Below are 17,089 nucleotides of genomic sequence, written 5' to 3'. Positions count from 1 at the left end.
GGGCCACCGGGCTGCTGCCGTTGGTATGATCTGCTTCACAGATTACCCGTGTTAGGCAACTCGCCTGAAGCGCGGGCCGGAAAGTGGCGGCGGCGCGGTATATGCTGGTGGCGTTGTCCCGGGGAAGACAACCGCGAAGACGCCCCTTTCGCACCGCGTTTCGCACCGCGTGCCGCTCATATCCCGATGGCGGGGGAGCGGTGACTGGTGCCTGCCCGGCATGTTGGACATCCCGCCGCGCGGTGCCGTACACTAAGTATTTGCGTCTTCCCTCAAAACCTTTGGCCTTCATATAGCGGTGGGCTTCGCCACGCCCTATCTGTGTTTAACTGCAGATCGTGCGGCGGGCAAGGATCATATAGCGGATCCAGGTGATGTCCGGACCCCATTCGGGGTGCCGGCGGTGCGGAAGCGCAGGACAAGCCTGAAGGTCTGTGGAAGGATCCCTCTTGGTCGCCTCGAGCACCTCTAATACCGATACCGCTAACAGCCTGCTGGACGCCTCGTCGAACGACGGAGCAACCCGGCGGCTCTCATTCGCCAAGATTCACGAACCTCTTGACGTTCCCAATCTGCTCGCCCTTCAGACCGACAGCTTCGACTGGCTGGTCGGCAACGAACGCTGGAAGGCGCGCGTAGCCAAGGCCCAGGAAGAAGGCCGCCAGGGTGTGGCCGGCACCTCCGGGCTGTCCGACATCTTCGAGGAGATCTCTCCGATCGAGGACTTCCAGGGCACCATGTCCCTGAGCTTCTCCGAGCCTGAGTTCGCCGACCCGAAGTACACCATGGCCGAGTGCAAGGACCGCGACGCGACCTACTCGGCCCCGCTGTACGTCAAGGCCGAGTTCATGAACAACAACACGGGCGAGATCAAGCAGCAGACCGTGTTCATGGGCGACTTCCCGCTGATGACCGACAAGGGCACCTTCGTCATCAACGGCACCGAGCGCGTCGTCGTCTCCCAGCTGGTCCGCTCGCCGGGCGCCTACTTCGAGAAGACCGCCGACAAGACCAGCGACAAGGACATCTTCACCGCGAAGATCATCCCGTCCCGCGGCGCCTGGTTCGAGCTGGAAATCGACAAGCGCGACCAGGTCGGCGTCCGCCTCGACCGCAAGCGCAAGCAGTCCGTGACCGTGCTGCTCAAGGCCCTGGGCTGGACCGAGGGCCAGATCCTGGAGACCTTCGGCGAGTACGACTCCATCCGCGCCACGCTGGAGAAGGACGCCACGCAGACCCAGGAAGAAGCCCTCCTGGACATCTACCGCAAGCTGCGTCCGGGCGAGCCGCCGACAGTCGAGGCTGCCCAGTCCCTGCTGGACAACCTGTACTTCAACCCCAAGCGCTACGACCTGGCCAAGGTCGGCCGCTACAAGATCAACCGCAAGCTGGGCATCGACAAGCCGCTGACGGATCCGGACGCCTCGGTCCTGAACAATGACGACATCGTCGCCATGATCAAGTTCCTGGTCGCCCTGCACGCCGGCGAGACCACCATCCCGGGCAAGCGCGACGGCGCCGACCACGACATCCGCGTCGAGATCGACGACATCGACCACTTCGGCAACCGCCGCATCCGCGCGGTCGGCGAGCTGATCGAGAACCAGGTCCGCACGGGCCTCTCCCGCATGGAGCGCGTGGTCCGCGAACGCATGACCACCCAGGACGTCGAGGCGATCACGCCGCAGACCCTGATCAACATCCGCCCCGTGGTGGCGGCGATCAAGGAATTCTTCGGCACGTCGCAGCTGTCCCAGTTCATGGACCAGAACAACCCGCTGGCCGGCCTGACGCACAAGCGCCGCCTGTCCGCGCTGGGCCCGGGCGGCCTGTCCCGTGACCGCGCCGGCATGGAAGTCCGTGACGTGCACCCCTCGCACTACGGCCGCATGTGCCCGATCGAGACCCCTGAAGGCCCGAACATCGGCCTGATCGGCTCGCTGGCCTCCTACGGGCGGATCAACGCGTTCGGTTTCATCGAGACCCCCTACCGCAAGGTCATCGACGGCCAGGTCACCGACCAGGTCGACTACCTGACGGCCGACGACGAGATCGAGTGCGTGATCGCCCAGGCGAACGCCCCGCTCACCGAAGACCTGCACTTCGAAGAGGACCTGGTCCTCAGCCGGGAGCGCGGCGGCGGCGGCGAGCCGGTGCTCGTGCCGGCCAACGAGGTCGACTACATGGACGTCTCCCCGCGCCAGATGGTGTCGGTGGCGACCGCCCTGATTCCGTTCCTGGAGCACGACGACGCCAACCGCGCGCTGATGGGTGCGAACATGCAGCGCCAGGCCGTGCCGCTGCTGCGTTCGGAAGCCCCGTTGGTCGGCACCGGCATGGAGCGCTACGCGGCTGTCGATGCCGGCGACTCCGTGGTTGCCGCCAAGCCGGGCGTGGTCACCGAGGTCTCCGCGGACCTGGTCACCGCCCTGAACGACGACGGCACCGAGACCCGGTACCCGATCATGAAGTTCGCCCGCTCCAACCAGGGCAACGCGTACAACCAGCGCGTCCTCGTCTCCGAGGGCCAGCGGCTGGAAACCGGCAGCATCATCGCCGACGGTCCGTCCACCGACCAGGGCGAACTGGCGCTGGGCAAGAACCTGCTCGTGGCGTTCATGTCCTGGGAGGGCCACAACTTCGAGGACGCGATCATCCTGTCGCAGCGCGTGGTCTCCGACGACGTGCTGACCTCCATCCATATCGAGGAGCATGAGGTTGATGCCCGCGACACCAAGCTCGGTGCCGAGGAAATCACCCGCGACATCCCGAACGTGTCGGAGGAAGTGCTCTCCCAGCTGGACGAGCGCGGCATCATCCACATCGGCGCCGAGGTCGACGCCGGCGACATCCTCGTCGGCCGCGTGACCCCCAAGGGCGAGACCGAGCTGACCCCGGAAGAGCGCCTGCTGCGTGCGATCTTCGGCGAGAAGTCCCGCGAAGTGCGCGACACCTCCCTGAAGGTCCCGCACGGCGAGTCCGGCACCGTGATCGGCGTGCGTATCTTCGACCGCGACAACGACGACGAGCTGCCCCCGGGCGTGAACCAGCTGGTGCGCGTGTACGTGGCGCAGAAGCGCAAGATCACGGACGGCGACAAGCTCGCCGGACGCCACGGCAACAAGGGCGTCATCTCCAAGATCCTGCCGGTCGAGGACATGCCGTTCCTGGAAGACGGCACCCCGGTCGACGTCGTGCTGAACCCGCTGGGTGTTCCCGGCCGCATGAACGTGGGCCAGGTGCTGGAAATCCACCTCGGCTGGGCCGCGAAGCAGGGCTGGAACATCGAGGGCAACCCGGACTGGGCCAAGGACCTGCCGAACCTGCCCCGCCAGTCGGGTCCGACGACGGTGGCCACGCCGGTGTTCGACGGTGCCAGCGAGTTCGAGATCACCGGGCTGCTGGATGCCACGAACCCGACCCGCGACGGTGAGCGCCTGATCGGCGCTTCCGGCAAGGCCCGTCTGTTCGACGGCCGCTCGGGCCAGCCGTTCCCGGATCCGGTGTCCGTGGGCTACATGTACATCCTGAAGCTGCACCACCTGGTGGACGACAAGATCCACGCGCGTTCCACCGGCCCGTACTCGATGATCACCCAGCAGCCGCTGGGCGGTAAGGCGCAGTTCGGCGGCCAGCGCTTCGGCGAAATGGAAGTGTGGGCCCTGGAGGCCTACGGCGCCGCGTACACCCTGCAGGAACTGCTCACCATCAAGTCCGACGACATCCACGGCCGCGTCAAGGTCTACGAGGCGATCGTCAAGGGCGAGAACATCCCGGAGCCGGGTGTTCCCGAATCCTTCAAGGTGTTGATCAAGGAAATGCAGTCGCTCTGCCTGAACGTGGAAGTACTCTCCACCGACGGCACCGCGATCGAAATGCGTGACTCGGATGAAGAAGTCTTCCGGGCCGCGGAAGAACTGGGCATCGACCTTTCCCGGGCCGAGCCGAGTTCCGTCGAAGAGGTCTAGCCGCGCCGGCCGGCCGCAGGTGCCTTGGAGCACCGCGGCCGGTACGCGCACGGCGCCCCTCTTTCCGTAACCCGACAGACTTTCAGATTTAGAGAACAAGAGAGAACAGGGACCATATGTCCAGCGAATCCTCCTTCGGCCTCATGCGCATCGGCCTTGCCACCGCGGACGACATCCGCGACTGGAGCTACGGCGAGGTCAAGAAGCCGGAAACCATCAACTACCGCACCCTGAAGCCCGAGAAGGACGGCCTCTTCTGCGAGAAGATCTTCGGACCTTCCCGCGACTGGGAGTGCTACTGCGGCAAGTACAAGCGCGTGCGCTTCAAGGGCATCATCTGTGAGCGCTGCGGCGTCGAGGTCACCCGTGCCAAGGTCCGCCGCGAGCGGATGGGCCACATCGAGCTGGCCGCCCCGGTCACCCACATCTGGTACTTCAAGGGTGTCCCCTCCCGCCTGGGCTACCTGCTCGACCTGGCGCCGAAGGACCTGGAGAAGGTCATCTACTTCGCCGCCTACATGATCACCAGTGTGGACGAAGAGCGCCGCCACGAGGAACTGCCGAACCTGCAGGCCGAGCACGACCTGGAGAAGAAGCAGTTGGCCGATACCCGCGACTCCGACATCGCGGCGATCGCCAAGGACCTCGAGGACGAGCTGACCCGCCTGGAGGGCGAGGGCGCCAAGGCCGCCGAGAAGAAGAAGGCCCGCGACTCCGCCGACCGCCAGATGGCCAACGTGCGCAAGCGCGCCGACGCCGAGATCGAGCGCCTCGACATGGTCTGGGACCGCTTCAAGAACCTCAAGGTCGCCGACCTCGAGGGCGACGAGGGGCTCTACCGCGAGCTGCGCGACCGCTACGGCCTCTACTTCGAAGGCGCCATGGGTGCCGAAGCCATCAAGAACCGTCTTGAGAACTTCGACATGGCCGCCGAGGCCGAGTCCCTGCGCGACATCATCAAGAACGGCAAGGGCCAGCGCAAGACCCGCGCCCTGAAGCGGTTGAAGGTGGTCAACGCTTTCCTGACCACCACCAACTCGCCGCTGGGCATGGTGCTGGACGCCGTTCCGGTGATCCCGCCGGAGCTTCGCCCGATGGTGCAGCTGGACGGCGGCCGCTTTGCGACCTCCGACCTGAACGACCTGTACCGCCGCGTGATCAACCGCAACAACCGCCTGAAGCGCCTGCTGGACCTGGGCGCGCCGGAGATCATCGTCAACAACGAAAAGCGGATGCTCCAGGAAGCCGTGGACTCGCTGTTCGACAACGGCCGCCGCGGCCGTCCGGTCACCGGACCGGGCAACCGTCCGCTGAAGTCGCTGTCCGACATGCTCAAGGGCAAGCAGGGCCGCTTCCGGCAGAACCTGCTGGGCAAGCGAGTTGACTACTCCGGCCGTTCCGTGATCGTGGTCGGCCCGCAGCTGAAGCTGCACCAGTGCGGCCTGCCCAAGCAGATGGCGCTGGAGCTGTTCAAGCCGTTCGTCATGAAGCGGCTGGTGGACCTGAACCACGCGCAGAACATCAAGAGCGCCAAGCGGATGGTGGAGCGCTTCCGCCCGCAGGTGTGGGACGTGCTCGAAGAGATCATCACCGAACACCCGGTGCTGCTCAACCGTGCACCAACCCTGCACCGGCTGGGCATCCAGGCGTTCGAGCCGCAGCTGGTCGAAGGCAAGGCGCTGCAGCTGCACCCGCTGGTGTGCGCCGCGTTCAACGCCGACTTCGACGGCGACCAGATGGCCGTGCACCTGCCGCTGAGCCCCGAGGCCCAGGCCGAGGCGCGCATCCTGATGCTCTCCTCGAACAACATCCTGAAGCCGTCGGACGGCCGTCCGGTGACCCTGCCCTCCCAGGACATGATCATCGGCCTGCACCACCTGACCACCAAGCGCGAAGGCGGAACCGGCGAAGGCCGCGTCTTCTCCAGCCCGGCGGAGGCCATCATGGCCCACGACGCCGGCGAGCTGCACCTGAACTCCGTCGTCAAGATCCGCGTGCCCGGCTTCGTGCCCAGCGCGGACCAGCCGGCACCGGAGGGCTGGGAAGAGGGCCAGGAAGCGCTGATCGAAACCTCGCTCGGCCAGGTCATCTTCAACGACACGCTGCCCGATGATTACCCCTGGGTGGCGCGCGTGGCGGACAAGGGCCAGCTCTCGGCGATCGTGAACGATCTGGCCGAGCGCTACCCGAAGGTCGTCACCGCGGCGACGCTGGACAACCTCAAGGACGCCGGGTTCTACTGGGCGACCCGTTCCGGCGTGACCGTGGCGATCTCCGACATCGCGGCTCCGGCCGAAAAGGCCGCCATCATGGAGGGCTACGAGACCCAGGCCGCCCGCGTCGAGTCCCAGTACAACAAGGGCCTGATCGCCGACGACGAGCGGCGCCAGGAACTGATCGACATCTGGAACAAGGCGACCAATGAGGTTGCCGACGCGATGCGGAAGAACCTGACCAAGGAGAACACCATCAACCGCATGGTGTCCTCCGGTGCCCGCGGCAACTGGCTGCAGGTCCGCCAGATCGCCGGTATCCGTGGTCTGGTGGCCAACCCGAAGGGCGAGATCATCCCGCGCCCGATCAAGTCCTCCTACCGCGAGGGCCTGTCGGTGCTGGAGTACTTCATCGCCACGCACGGTGCCCGCAAGGGCCTGGCCGACACCGCGCTGCGTACCGCCAACTCGGGTTACCTGACCCGCCGCCTGGTGGACGTGTCGCAGGACGTGATCGTGCGCGAGATGGACTGCGGCACCGAGCGCGGCCTGACCACGGTCATCGCCGAAGCCGACCACAACGGTGAACTGCGCCGGGCCGAGGAAGTGGAGAACTCCGCTTACGCCCGCACGCTGGCCACCGACGTGGTGAACTCCGAGGGCACCGTGGTGGCGCCGGCCGGATCCGACGTTGGCGATGTGCTGATCCAGGAACTGATCGACGCCGGCATCACCGAGATCAAGGTGCGCTCCGTGCTCACCTGTGAGTCCGCCGTCGGTACCTGCGCGCTCTGCTACGGCCGTTCGCTGGCCACCGGCAAGACCGTGGACATCGGCGAGGCGGTCGGCATCATCGCCGCACAGTCGATCGGTGAGCCCGGTACCCAGCTGACCATGCGTACCTTCCACACCGGTGGCGTGGCCTCCGCGGAAGACATCACCCAGGGTCTGCCGCGTATCCAGGAGCTCTTCGAAGCCCGTACCCCCAAGGGTGTCGCGCCGATGGCCGAAGTGGCCGGACGCGTGTCTATCGAGGACGGCGAGCGCCAGATGCGCGTCATCGTCACCCCCGATGACGGCTCGGAAGAGATCGCCTACCCGGTGCTGCGCCGTGCACGCCTGCTGGTCGAAGACGGCCAGCACGTGGACGTCGGCCAGCAGCTGGTCACCGGCGCCAAGGATCCGAAGCAGGTGCTGCGTATCCTCGGCCCGCGCCAGGCGCAGAAGTTCCTGGTGGACGAGGTCCAGACCGTGTACCGCAGCCAGGGCGTCGGCATCCACGACAAGCACGTGGAGGTCATCGTCCGCCAGATGCTGCGCCGCATCACCGTGATCGAGTCCGGCGAGACCGACCTGCTGCCGGGCGAGCTGGCCGAGCGGAGCCGCTTCCAGGCGGAGAACCGCAAGGCCGTCTCCGAGGGCAAGCAGCCGGCCAACGGCCGTGACGAGCTGATGGGCATCACCAAGGCCTCGCTCGCCACCGAGTCGTGGCTGTCGGCCGCGTCCTTCCAGGAGACCACCCGCGTCCTGACGCAGGCGGCCATGGAGGGCAAGTCCGACCCGCTGCTGGGCCTGAAGGAGAACGTCATCATCGGTAAGCTGATCCCGGCCGGCACCGGCCTGGACCGGTACACCCAGGTGTCGGTGGAGCCGACGGAAGAAGCGAAGGCCAACCTGTTTACCGGCCCGAGCGCCTTCGGCGACTTCGACTACGCCGGCGCCGACGGTTCGCTGACGCCCGAGTTCCACGCCATCCCGCTGGATGACTACGACCTGGGCAGCGACTACCGCTAACCGCAAGCACGGAACCGCCTCCTGCTCCCCGATACGGGGCAGCGGGGGGCGGTTTCCGCGTTTAATGGCCCCGGCGGCCGCGGCGCACGTGAGATTCTGGGAACATGGCCAATTCCCCGTCCGGTGACTCGATGCTGGACCGGCTGGTGCGCATCCTGTCTGCGTTCGAGCCGGACAAGCCGGCGATGACCGTCGCCACGCTCTCCCGCCGGGCGGAGGTGCCGCTGGCAACGACCTACCGGCTGGTGGAGGCGTTGTCCCGCCACGGGCTGCTGACGAAGGAGGGCCCCGGCGAGATCCGGCTCGGGCTCCGGCTGTGGGAGCTGGCCAACCGGAGCTCGCCGGCCGTGGACCTGCGGCAGGCCGCCATGCCGTTCATGGAGGACATCCAGTCCGTGGTGCGCCAGCACACCCAGCTGGCGGTGCTCCGCGAGGACGAAGTCCTGGTGATCGAGCGGCTCTCCAGCCGCGGCTCCGTGGTGAACCAGGCCCAGATAGCCGGCCGGATGCCGGTGCACCGGACCTCGATGGGCATGGTGCTGCTGGCCTACTCGCCCAACCACGTCCAGGAGTCCTACCTGACCCGGCACCCGGAGGCCGTGGCGTCGGCCGACCCAATCTCCTTCGACCTGCGCCGGCACCTGGCCGACATCCGCAAGCGGGGCTATGCGGCGTTCGACGGGCGGATCGATGTGGACACCACCGGCATCGCCGTCCCCGTGCTCGGCCCGGCCGGCCGGCCGCTGGCGGCCCTCGGCGTGGTGGTGCCGCTGGGATTTGAGAACTTCCACGCCGTGGTCCCCGCGCTGATGACGGCCGCGCGCGGCATCTCCCGGGCCATGGGCGTGGCGCTGTGACGGCGGCGGCAACCACCGCCGTCGTAATTCTCATTCAATGAGAACGCCGGGGCGGAGCGTGTGTCGCCGGGCTCACACTGGTGAAGAGACGGCTTCCTCTTTGACCCAGGAGACTTACCCATGGCGCAACCGCAGATCATCAAAACCAAGGTTGGAATCGTCGGCGGGGGACCGGCCGGCCTGATGCTCAGCCACCTGCTGGCCCGGCACGACATCGAGAACCTCGTGGTGGAATCCCGTGACCACGACACCATCCACAACACTCACCGGGCCGGCATCCTGGAGGCAGGCTCGGTCAAGATGCTCACGGACACCGGCGTCGACGGCCGGGTGCTGACCGAGGGCGACGAGCACGCCGGCATCGACCTGCGCTTCAACGGAGAATCGCATCCGCTGGACTTCAAGGACCTCGTGGACGCCACCGTGACCCTGTACGCGCAGAACGAGGTCTTCCTGGACCTGGCCGCTGCCCGCAGGCGCGATGGCGGCGACGTGCGCTACGAGGCCGAGGTCACCGAGGTGCTGGACCTGGAGACCACCACGCCCAAGTTCAGGTTCACGGACAAGGACGGCGCGGCCTTCGAGGTGCACTGCGACATCCTGGTGGGTGCCGACGGCTCCCGCAGCTTCTGCCGCCGCGCGGTGATGGGGGAGCAGGACTACAAGATCGAGTATCCGTTCGCCTGGTTCGGCATCCTGACCGAGGCCCCGAAGAGCGCCCCGGAACTGATCTACGCGAACTCGCCGCACGGCTTCGCGCTGATCTCCCAGCGCAGCGAGACCGTCCAGCGCATGTACTTCCAGTGCGATCCGGGCGAGAACGTGGACGACTGGAGCGACGACCGCATTTGGGCGGAACTGCAGAAACGGGTCGACGGGCCGGACGGCTTCCAGCTGAAGCAGGGGCCGATCTTCGACAAGACCGTGCTGGCCTTCCGCTCCTTCGTGCGGGAACCGCTGTCCCACGGGCGCATGTTCCTGGCCGGCGACGCCGGGCACACGGTGCCGCCCACCGGGGCCAAGGGCCTGAACCTGGCCTTCGCGGACGTCAAGGTGCTCTTCGAGGCCATCGACTCGTTCTACTCCACCGGCAGCGACGCCCTGCTGGAGGGCTACTCCGACCTGGCCCTGCAGCGGGTCTGGAAGGCGCAGAACTTCTCCTACTGGATGACCAGCATGCTGCACACCCGCACGGATGCCTCGCCGTTCGAGACCAAGCGTGCCCTCGGCGAACTGGCCACCGTGACCGGTTCCCGCTTCGGGCAGCAGTACCTGGCCGAGTCCTACACCGGCTGGCCGCACAAGTAACCACTCCGCCCGCACCATGCCGGGCGCGCAAACCCCGAACCATCCACAGCCACAACGGAAAGGAGTCCCGATGAGCGACGCAAAAGCTCCGGACGAGGCTTTCGAGGACGAGACGTTTGACGACAGCCACCTGCTGGACCCTGCCGCCACCGCGGATTCACAGGAAAAGATCAGCCGGGAAATCGCCGACAGCCACGAGGCGTACCGCAAGAGCGTGGAGGCCGGCGGCGCCGAAGAGACGCAGCCGCGCATCGACTTTGCGCCCTACCGCTCCTCGCTGCTGCGCCACCCCACCAAGGACCTGCACCACGCGGACCCGGAGACCATCGAGCTGTGGAGCCCGGCCTTCGGCGAACGTGACGTGCACCTCCTGGAGTCGGACCTGACCATCCAGCACAACGGCGAGCCGATCGGCGAGCGGATCATCGTGCAGGGCCGCGTCCTGGACGGCGACGGCCGCCCGGTGCGCAACCAACTGGTGGAGGTCTGGCAGGCCAACGCCGCCGGCCGCTACGTGCACAAGCGCGACCAGCACCCGGCCCCGATCGACCCGAACTTCACCGGCGTGGGCCGCTGCATCACCGGGCCCAACGGCGAGTACAAGTTCACCACCATCAAGCCGGCCCCCTACCCGTGGAAGAACCACCACAACGCCTGGCGCCCGGCACACATCCACTTCTCGCTGTTCGGCACGGACTTCACCCAGCGCATGATCACCCAGATGTACTTCCCGGGCGACCCGCTGTTCCCGCTGGATCCGATCTACCAGTCGATCACCGACCCGGCGGCCCGCGACCGCCTGGTCGCCACCTACGACCACTCGGTCACCAGCCACGAGTGGAACACCGGCTACCGCTGGGACATCGTCCTTTCCGGCAGCAACCGCACATGGATGGAAGAAGGCGAGGAGCACTGATGAGCGAGTCCACCACCAAACTGGTGCCCACCCCGGGCCAGACCATCGGCCCGTTCTACGGCTTCGCGCTGCCCTACGAGAAGGACAGCCAGCTGGTCCACCGCGCGCACGCCGGGGCCATCCGGCTGCACGGCGTGGTCTACGACGGCAACGGCACCGTGATCCCCGACGCCATGCTGGAGATCTGGCAGGCCGACGAGCACGGCAAGATCTCCCGCGAAACCGGTTCCCTGGTCCGCGACAACCACACCTTCACCGGCTTCGGCCGCGTGGCCGTGGACAACGTGGGCCACTACACCTTCACCACGGTCAACCCGGGTGCCACCGAGCCGGGCAAGGCCCCGTTCATCTCCCTGGTGGTCTTTGCCCGCGGCCTGCTGAACCGGCTGTTCACCCGCATCTACCTGCCGGAGGACACCGAGGCGCTGGCGAACGACCCGCTGCTGTCCTCGCTGCCGGAAGAGCGGCGGAACACGCTGATCGCGGAGCGCGAACCGAACGGCGACCTTCGCTTCGACATCCGGCTGCAGGGCGACGGCGAGACCGTCTTCCTGACCTACCCGGGGATTTAGGCCTAGATGAATCCAGCGGACCACGCTGATTTCGGGCTGCTGTCTCCGGCCTCGGCCGGGACGGCAGCGTCCCGTTTAACCAGCGACTACCAATTCATCCAGGCCATGCTCGACGTGGAGCTCGAATGGACCCGCGTGCTGGCCGACGCCGGCCGGGTGGCCGCGGACGCGGTCCCGGCCGTCGAGCGGGCCTCGCGCGCCGACCTCTACGACGCCGCGGGGCTGGCCGATCGGGCCCAGGGCGGCGGCAACCCGGTCATCCCGCTGCTGGCCGACCTGCGGGCGGAGATCAAGAAGCATGACCCCGCCGCCGTCCCGGCAATCCACCGCGGCGCCACCAGCCAGGACATCCTGGACAGCGCCCTGATGCTGATGGCCCGCCGCGCGCTGGCCGGGATCGTCACCGACCTCAAGTCCGCCGCCGCGGCCCTGGGCCGGATGGCGGACGAACACCGCGCCACCGTCACGGTGGCCCGCACCCTGACCCAGCATTCGCTGCCGTCGACGTTCGGGCTCAAGGCCGCCAACTGGCTCTCCGGCGTGGCGCAGGCCGGCGTCCGGCTGGAGCGCGTGGCCGGCGAACTGCCGCTGCAGTGGGGCGGCGCCGCCGGCACCATGGCGGCGCTCACCGACCTGGCCGACCCGCCCGCCCGCCCGGCGGCGGAGGGCACCGGGCAGGACGACGACGGCGGTGCGCTGGCCCTGGCGGCCCGCCTCGCCGGGCGGCTGGGGCTCGCCGATCCGGTGGCGCCCTGGCAGACCAACCGGCTGCCGGTCACGGCGCTGGCCGCCGCGCTGGCCGACGTGCTGGCGGCCGCCGGCAAGGTCGCCAACGACGTGCTGCTGCTCAGCCGGCCCGAAGTGGGCGAGGTCTCCGAGCCCGCCGCCGACGGCCGCGGCGGTTCCTCGGCCATGCCGCAGAAGCAGAATCCGGTGCTGTCCGTGCTGATCCGCAGCGCCGCCCTCGCCGCCCCCGGGCACCTGGCCCAGGTCCAGGCCGCGGCGGCCGGGGCCGTGGACGAGCGGCCGGACGGCTCCTGGCACGTCGAGTGGCAGGCGCTGCGCCAGCTGCTCCGGCTCGCCGGCGGGGCAGCCGCCAAGCTGGCCGAACTCTCCGACGGCCTGGTGGTGCGCCCGGAGAAAATGCGCCGGAACCTGGAGATCACCGGCGAGCTGGTGGTCAGCGAACGCGTCATGGCCACGGTGGCGCCGATGCTGGACGGAGGCACCCCCGGCGCCGGCAAGGCCAAGGTCCAGAGCCTGGTCAACCAGTCGCTCGCCGGCCAGGGCAGCCTGGCGCAGCTGCTGCGCGAAGCCGTGCCCGGCGACGTCCTCTCCGACACGGCGCTGGCCGAACTGCTGGACCCGGCCGGGTATACCGGCCAAAGCAGCGGCCTGATCGACCGGATCACGTCCCACTACGCAGAATGGAGCCATTCGTGACCGTTCCCGACATCACCCCCACCCTCCTGTCCGAGGGCAAAGGCAGGCCGGTGCTCCTGGCCGGCGCCGGACTCGGTACCGGCGCCAAGGCGCTCTGGGCCGACGCCGTGGAGCACCTGCAGGACTTCCAGGTGGTGGGCGTGGACCTGCCCGGCCACGGGGCCAGCCCCGCCTCGACCGAACCGTACACGATGGCCGAACTCGGCCAGGGGGTCGTGGCGATGCTGGACAAGCTGCGCGAAGCCGGCGACATCGACGCCGGCGCCAAGGTGTACTTCGCCGGCGTCTCGATGGCCGGTGAACTGGCGCTGCAGCTGGGCCTGGACCACCCGGACCGCTTCGCCGGCCTGGGCGTGGTCTGCTCCGGTGCCACGATCGGCGAGCCGGCCGCGTGGCTGGAACGCGCGGACATCGTGCGCCAGGCGGGCACACCCACGATGGTCACCGGCTCCGCGCAGCGCTGGTTCGCGCCGGGCTTCATCGAGAAGCACTCCGAGCGCACCACCCGGCTGCTGCACACCCTGCAGAACGCGGACCGCTTCGCCTACGCCCACGCCTGCGAGGCCCTGGCCGGCTTCGACGTCCGCGGGCGGCTCGGCGACATCACCACTCCGGTGATCGCCGTCGCCGGGGCGCTCGACCAGGTGTGCCCGCCGGAGTTCGCCGAAGCGGTGGCCGCCGGCGTGCAGAAGGGCAGCTCCGCCGTCGTCGACGGCGTGGCCCACCAGGCACCCGCCGAGGCGCCCGCAGAAACCGCCGCGCTGCTGCGCGATTTCTTCCTGGCCGCCTGAAGCCGCAGCCGGACCCATGACTGACCAAACCAAGGAGTACACGCCGTGAGCGAAAACCGCACCTTCGATCCTGCCAAGACCCAGCAGGAGGTTTACGACGAGGGCATGGCCGTGCGCCGGCAGGTCCTCGGCGATGCCCACGTGGACCGCGCGAACAGCTCGATCGATGAGTTCACCCAGGACTTCCAGGAACTGATCACCCGCTACGCCTGGGGGACCATCTGGACCCGGGAGGGGCTGCCGCGCACCACGCGCAGCGCCATCACGCTCACCGCCATGATCGCCAAGGGCCACTGGGAGGAATTCGCCATGCATGTCCGGGCGGCGCTGACCAACGGCATGACCCGCGACGAGATCAAGGAAGTCGTGCTGCAGTCGGCCATCTACTGCGGCGTCCCGGACGCCAACGTCGCGTTCAAGGTGGCCAAGGGCGTCTTTGCCAGCCTTGACGAGGATCACAAGGGCTCGATATAGTTCATATAACGTACATGCGTTCGTAAAGCGAACACTTTCGACAGGAACGGAAGCGCCCGCGGCGGTTCCCGCCGAAACGGTATGTTCCGCGCGGACCCCCGTGTCGACGGAGCGGTCCGGTCCGGCCTGAGCGCCGGACCGGGCCGTTCGCTGTAACCGAAAGGCGCGCCCCGGAAGTGCGCCGCGAAGGAGCCTCGAATGAACCAGGCATATTTGTATGACGCCGTCCGCACCCCCTTCGGCAAGTTCGGCGGTGCGCTGGCCGGTGTCCGCCCGGACGACCTGGCGGCCGAAGTCGTCAAGGCGGAAGTTTCCCGGGCCCCCGGCCTGGATCCGGAGCGCATCGACGAGGTGATCTTCGGCAACGCCAACGGCGCCGGCGAGGAGAACCGGAACGTGGCGCGCATGGCAACGCTGCTGGCCGGCCTGCCCACCTCCATCCCGGGGACCACCGTGAACCGGCTGTGCGGCTCCAGCCTGGACGCCGCCATCATCGCCTCCCGGCAGATCAACGCCGGCGAAGGCGACCTGGTGCTGATCGGCGGCGTCGAGTCGATGAGCCGGGCGCCGTGGGTGCTGCCGAAGACCGAGAAGCCCTACCCGGCCGGCGACATGACCCTGGCGTCCACCACCTTGGGCTGGCGCCTGGTGAACAAGAAGATGCCGCGGGAATGGACCGTCTCCCTGGGCGAGGCCACCGAGCAGCTGCGCGAGCGCCACGGCATCAGCCGCGAACGGCAGGACGAGTTCGCCGCCGCCTCGCACCGCCTCGCCGACGAGGCCTGGAACGCGGGCAAGTACGACTCGATGGTGGTGAAGGTTCCGGGCACCGACCTGATCCGCGACGAGTCCATCCGCCCCACCAGCACCGTTGACGTCCTGGCCGGGCTGAAGACCGTCTTCCGGCCGGCGGGCGAGGGCCCCGAGGGCGGCACGGTCACGGCCGGCAACGCCTCGCCGCTGAACGACGGCGCCTCCGCGGCGTGGCTGGGCAGCGAGGCCGCCGCCGGGCTGCTGGGGACCGGGCCGCTGGCCCGGATCGCCGGCCGCGGCGCCTCCGCCCTGGAGCCGCAGTACTTCGGGTTCGCGCCGGTGGAGGCCGCCAACCAGGCCGTCCGGCGGGCCGGCATCGGCTGGTCCGATGTCGCCGCCGTCGAGCTCAACGAGGCATTCGCCGCGCAGTCGCTGGCGTGCATCGACAACTGGGACATCGACCCGTCGATCGTGAACGCCTGGGGCGGGGCCGTGGCCATCGGCCACCCGCTGGGTGCCTCGGGCATCCGCATCCTCGGCACGCTGGCCCGCCGGCTGCAGGAATCGGGCGATCGCTGGGGCGTGGCCGCCATCTGCATCGGCGTGGGCCAGGGCCTCGCCGTCGTGCTGGAAAACGTCAACTCAACCAAGAACTAAGGAGGTAAGCGGGTGCCTACATTCGCTGCTACTGCCCGGGACGCCGTGGCCGGTATCCAGGACGGCGCCACGGTGCTGATCGGCGGCTTCGGCAACGCCGGCCAGCCGATGGAGCTGATCGACGCGCTCATGGACTGCGGCGCCACCGACCTGACCGTGGTGAACAACAACGCCGGGCAGGCGGACGCCGGCCTGGCGCTGCTGATCAAGGAGCGCAGGGTCAAGAAGATCATCTGCTCCTTCCCGCGCCAGTCCGACTCCTGGCACTTCGACACGGCCTACCGCGCCGGCGAGATCGAACTGGAACTGGTGCCGCAGGGCAACCTGGCCGAGCGCATCCGCGCCGCCGGCGCCGGGATCGGCGGCTTCTTCACGCCCACCGGCTACGGCACCATGCTGGCCGAGGGCAAGGAAACCCGGATGATCGACGGCCGGGGCTATGTGCTCGAGACCCCGATCCACGGCGACGTCGCGCTGATCAAGGCGCTGACCTCCGACCGGAAGGGCAACCTGGTCTACCGCAAGACCGCCCGCAACTTCGGACCGATCATGGCCGCCGCCGCCAAGAAGAGCATCGTCCAGGTCTCCGGCATCGTGGAGACCGGCGAACTGGATCCCGAGGTCATCGTGACTCCGGGCATCTACGTGGACACCGTCGTCAAAATTGCGCCGCAGGCCGCAGAGGGAGAGGCAAACCAGTGAGCGAGAAACTCAGCCGCGAAGACCTGGCCAGGCTGGTGGCCCGGGACATCCAGCCCGGTTCCTTCGTCAACCTCGGCATCGGCCAGCCGACGTCGGTCTCCAACTACCTGACCGCCGAGCAGGACATCACCCTGCACACCGAAAACGGCATGCTGGGCATGGGCCCGGAGGCGCAGGGCGACCAGATCGACCAGGACCTGATCAACGCGGGCAAGGTCCCGGTCACCGAGGTGCCGGGCGCGTCCTACTTCCACCACGCCGACTCCTTCGCCATGATGCGCGGCGGCCACCTGGACGTCTGCGTGCTCGGCGCGTTCCAGGTCTCCGCCACCGGCGACCTGGCGAACTGGCACACCGGCGCACCCGACGCCATTCCCGCCGTCGGCGGCGCGATGGACCTGGCCACCGGGGCCAAGGACGTCTACGTGATGATGTCCCTGTTCACCAAGGACGGCAAGCCGAAGCTGGTGCCGGAATGCACCTACCCGCTCACCGGGGTGGGCTGCGTCACCCGCGTATACACTAATGACGCGGTCTTCCTGATTACCGAGGAAGGCGTGCGCGTGCGCGAGACGTTCGGGACCACGCTTGAGGAACTGCAGTCCAAGATGGACGTCAAGCTGCTTCCGCCCACCGAGTAA

12 protein-coding genes are annotated in these 17,089 nt (G+C 68.1%); all 12 read left to right on the top strand.

Going from position 1 to position 17,089, the window contains the following annotated elements:
- Window positions 1–449 precede the first annotated feature (449 nt).
- The 12 genes from rpoB (at window position 450) to AC5RVZ_RS20520 (ending at window position 17,089) form a co-directional block, all read left to right on the top strand.
- A complete protein-coding gene (gene rpoB / locus AC5RVZ_RS20575) occupies window positions 450–3,968 on the top strand; it encodes a DNA-directed RNA polymerase subunit beta (RefSeq protein ID WP_494067537.1) in 3,519 nt (1,172 codons plus the stop codon).
- Window positions 3,969–4,084: 116 nt separating this feature from the next.
- A complete protein-coding gene (locus AC5RVZ_RS20570) occupies window positions 4,085–7,975 on the top strand; it encodes a DNA-directed RNA polymerase subunit beta' (RefSeq protein ID WP_494067536.1) in 3,891 nt (1,296 codons plus the stop codon).
- A gap of 104 nt (window positions 7,976–8,079) precedes the next feature.
- Window positions 8,080–8,832, top strand: coding sequence for an IclR family transcriptional regulator (locus AC5RVZ_RS20565; protein ID WP_494067535.1), 753 nt, complete (start codon window positions 8,080–8,082; stop codon window positions 8,830–8,832).
- A gap of 120 nt (window positions 8,833–8,952) precedes the next feature.
- Window positions 8,953–10,140, top strand: coding sequence for a 4-hydroxybenzoate 3-monooxygenase (locus AC5RVZ_RS20560; protein ID WP_494067534.1), 1,188 nt, complete (start codon window positions 8,953–8,955; stop codon window positions 10,138–10,140).
- Window positions 10,141–10,210: 70 nt separating this feature from the next.
- Complete coding sequence (gene pcaH / locus AC5RVZ_RS20555; RefSeq protein ID WP_494067533.1) at window positions 10,211–11,056, top strand: protocatechuate 3,4-dioxygenase subunit beta; 846 nt, start codon at window positions 10,211–10,213, stop codon at window positions 11,054–11,056.
- Window positions 11,056–11,628, top strand: coding sequence for a protocatechuate 3,4-dioxygenase subunit alpha (gene pcaG, locus AC5RVZ_RS20550; RefSeq protein ID WP_494067532.1), 573 nt, complete (start codon window positions 11,056–11,058; stop codon window positions 11,626–11,628). Before pcaH ends, pcaG begins: the two co-directional genes overlap by 1 nt.
- 6 nt (window positions 11,629–11,634) lie before the next feature.
- Window positions 11,635–13,071 (top strand): lyase family protein, encoded by a 1,437-nt coding sequence (locus AC5RVZ_RS20545; protein WP_494067531.1) that lies wholly within the window; start codon window positions 11,635–11,637, stop codon window positions 13,069–13,071.
- The gene (locus AC5RVZ_RS20540; protein ID WP_494067530.1) at window positions 13,068–13,862 is read left to right on the top strand and encodes an alpha/beta fold hydrolase; all 795 of its coding nucleotides are present in this window, start codon (window positions 13,068–13,070) and stop codon (window positions 13,860–13,862) included. The genes AC5RVZ_RS20545 and AC5RVZ_RS20540 overlap by 4 nt, the downstream gene beginning before the upstream one ends.
- 45 nt (window positions 13,863–13,907) lie before the next feature.
- A complete protein-coding gene (gene pcaC / locus AC5RVZ_RS20535) occupies window positions 13,908–14,336 on the top strand; it encodes a 4-carboxymuconolactone decarboxylase (protein ID WP_494067529.1) in 429 nt (142 codons plus the stop codon).
- A gap of 198 nt (window positions 14,337–14,534) precedes the next feature.
- On the top strand, window positions 14,535–15,746 hold the full coding sequence (locus AC5RVZ_RS20530; protein WP_494067528.1) for a thiolase family protein: 1,212 nt from the start codon (window positions 14,535–14,537) through the stop codon (window positions 15,744–15,746).
- A gap of 12 nt (window positions 15,747–15,758) precedes the next feature.
- Window positions 15,759–16,448 carry a 3-oxoacid CoA-transferase subunit A gene (locus tag AC5RVZ_RS20525; RefSeq protein WP_494067527.1) on the top strand — a complete coding sequence of 230 codons (690 nt, stop codon included), beginning with the start codon at window positions 15,759–15,761 and terminating at the stop codon, window positions 16,446–16,448.
- Window positions 16,445–17,089, top strand: coding sequence for a 3-oxoacid CoA-transferase subunit B (locus tag AC5RVZ_RS20520; RefSeq protein ID WP_494067526.1), 645 nt, complete (start codon window positions 16,445–16,447; stop codon window positions 17,087–17,089). The genes AC5RVZ_RS20525 and AC5RVZ_RS20520 overlap by 4 nt, the downstream gene beginning before the upstream one ends.

It is taken from the genome of Arthrobacter sp. Cza30, assembly GCF_059090765.1.
This window is presented reverse-complemented; position numbering and strand designations above follow the sequence as displayed.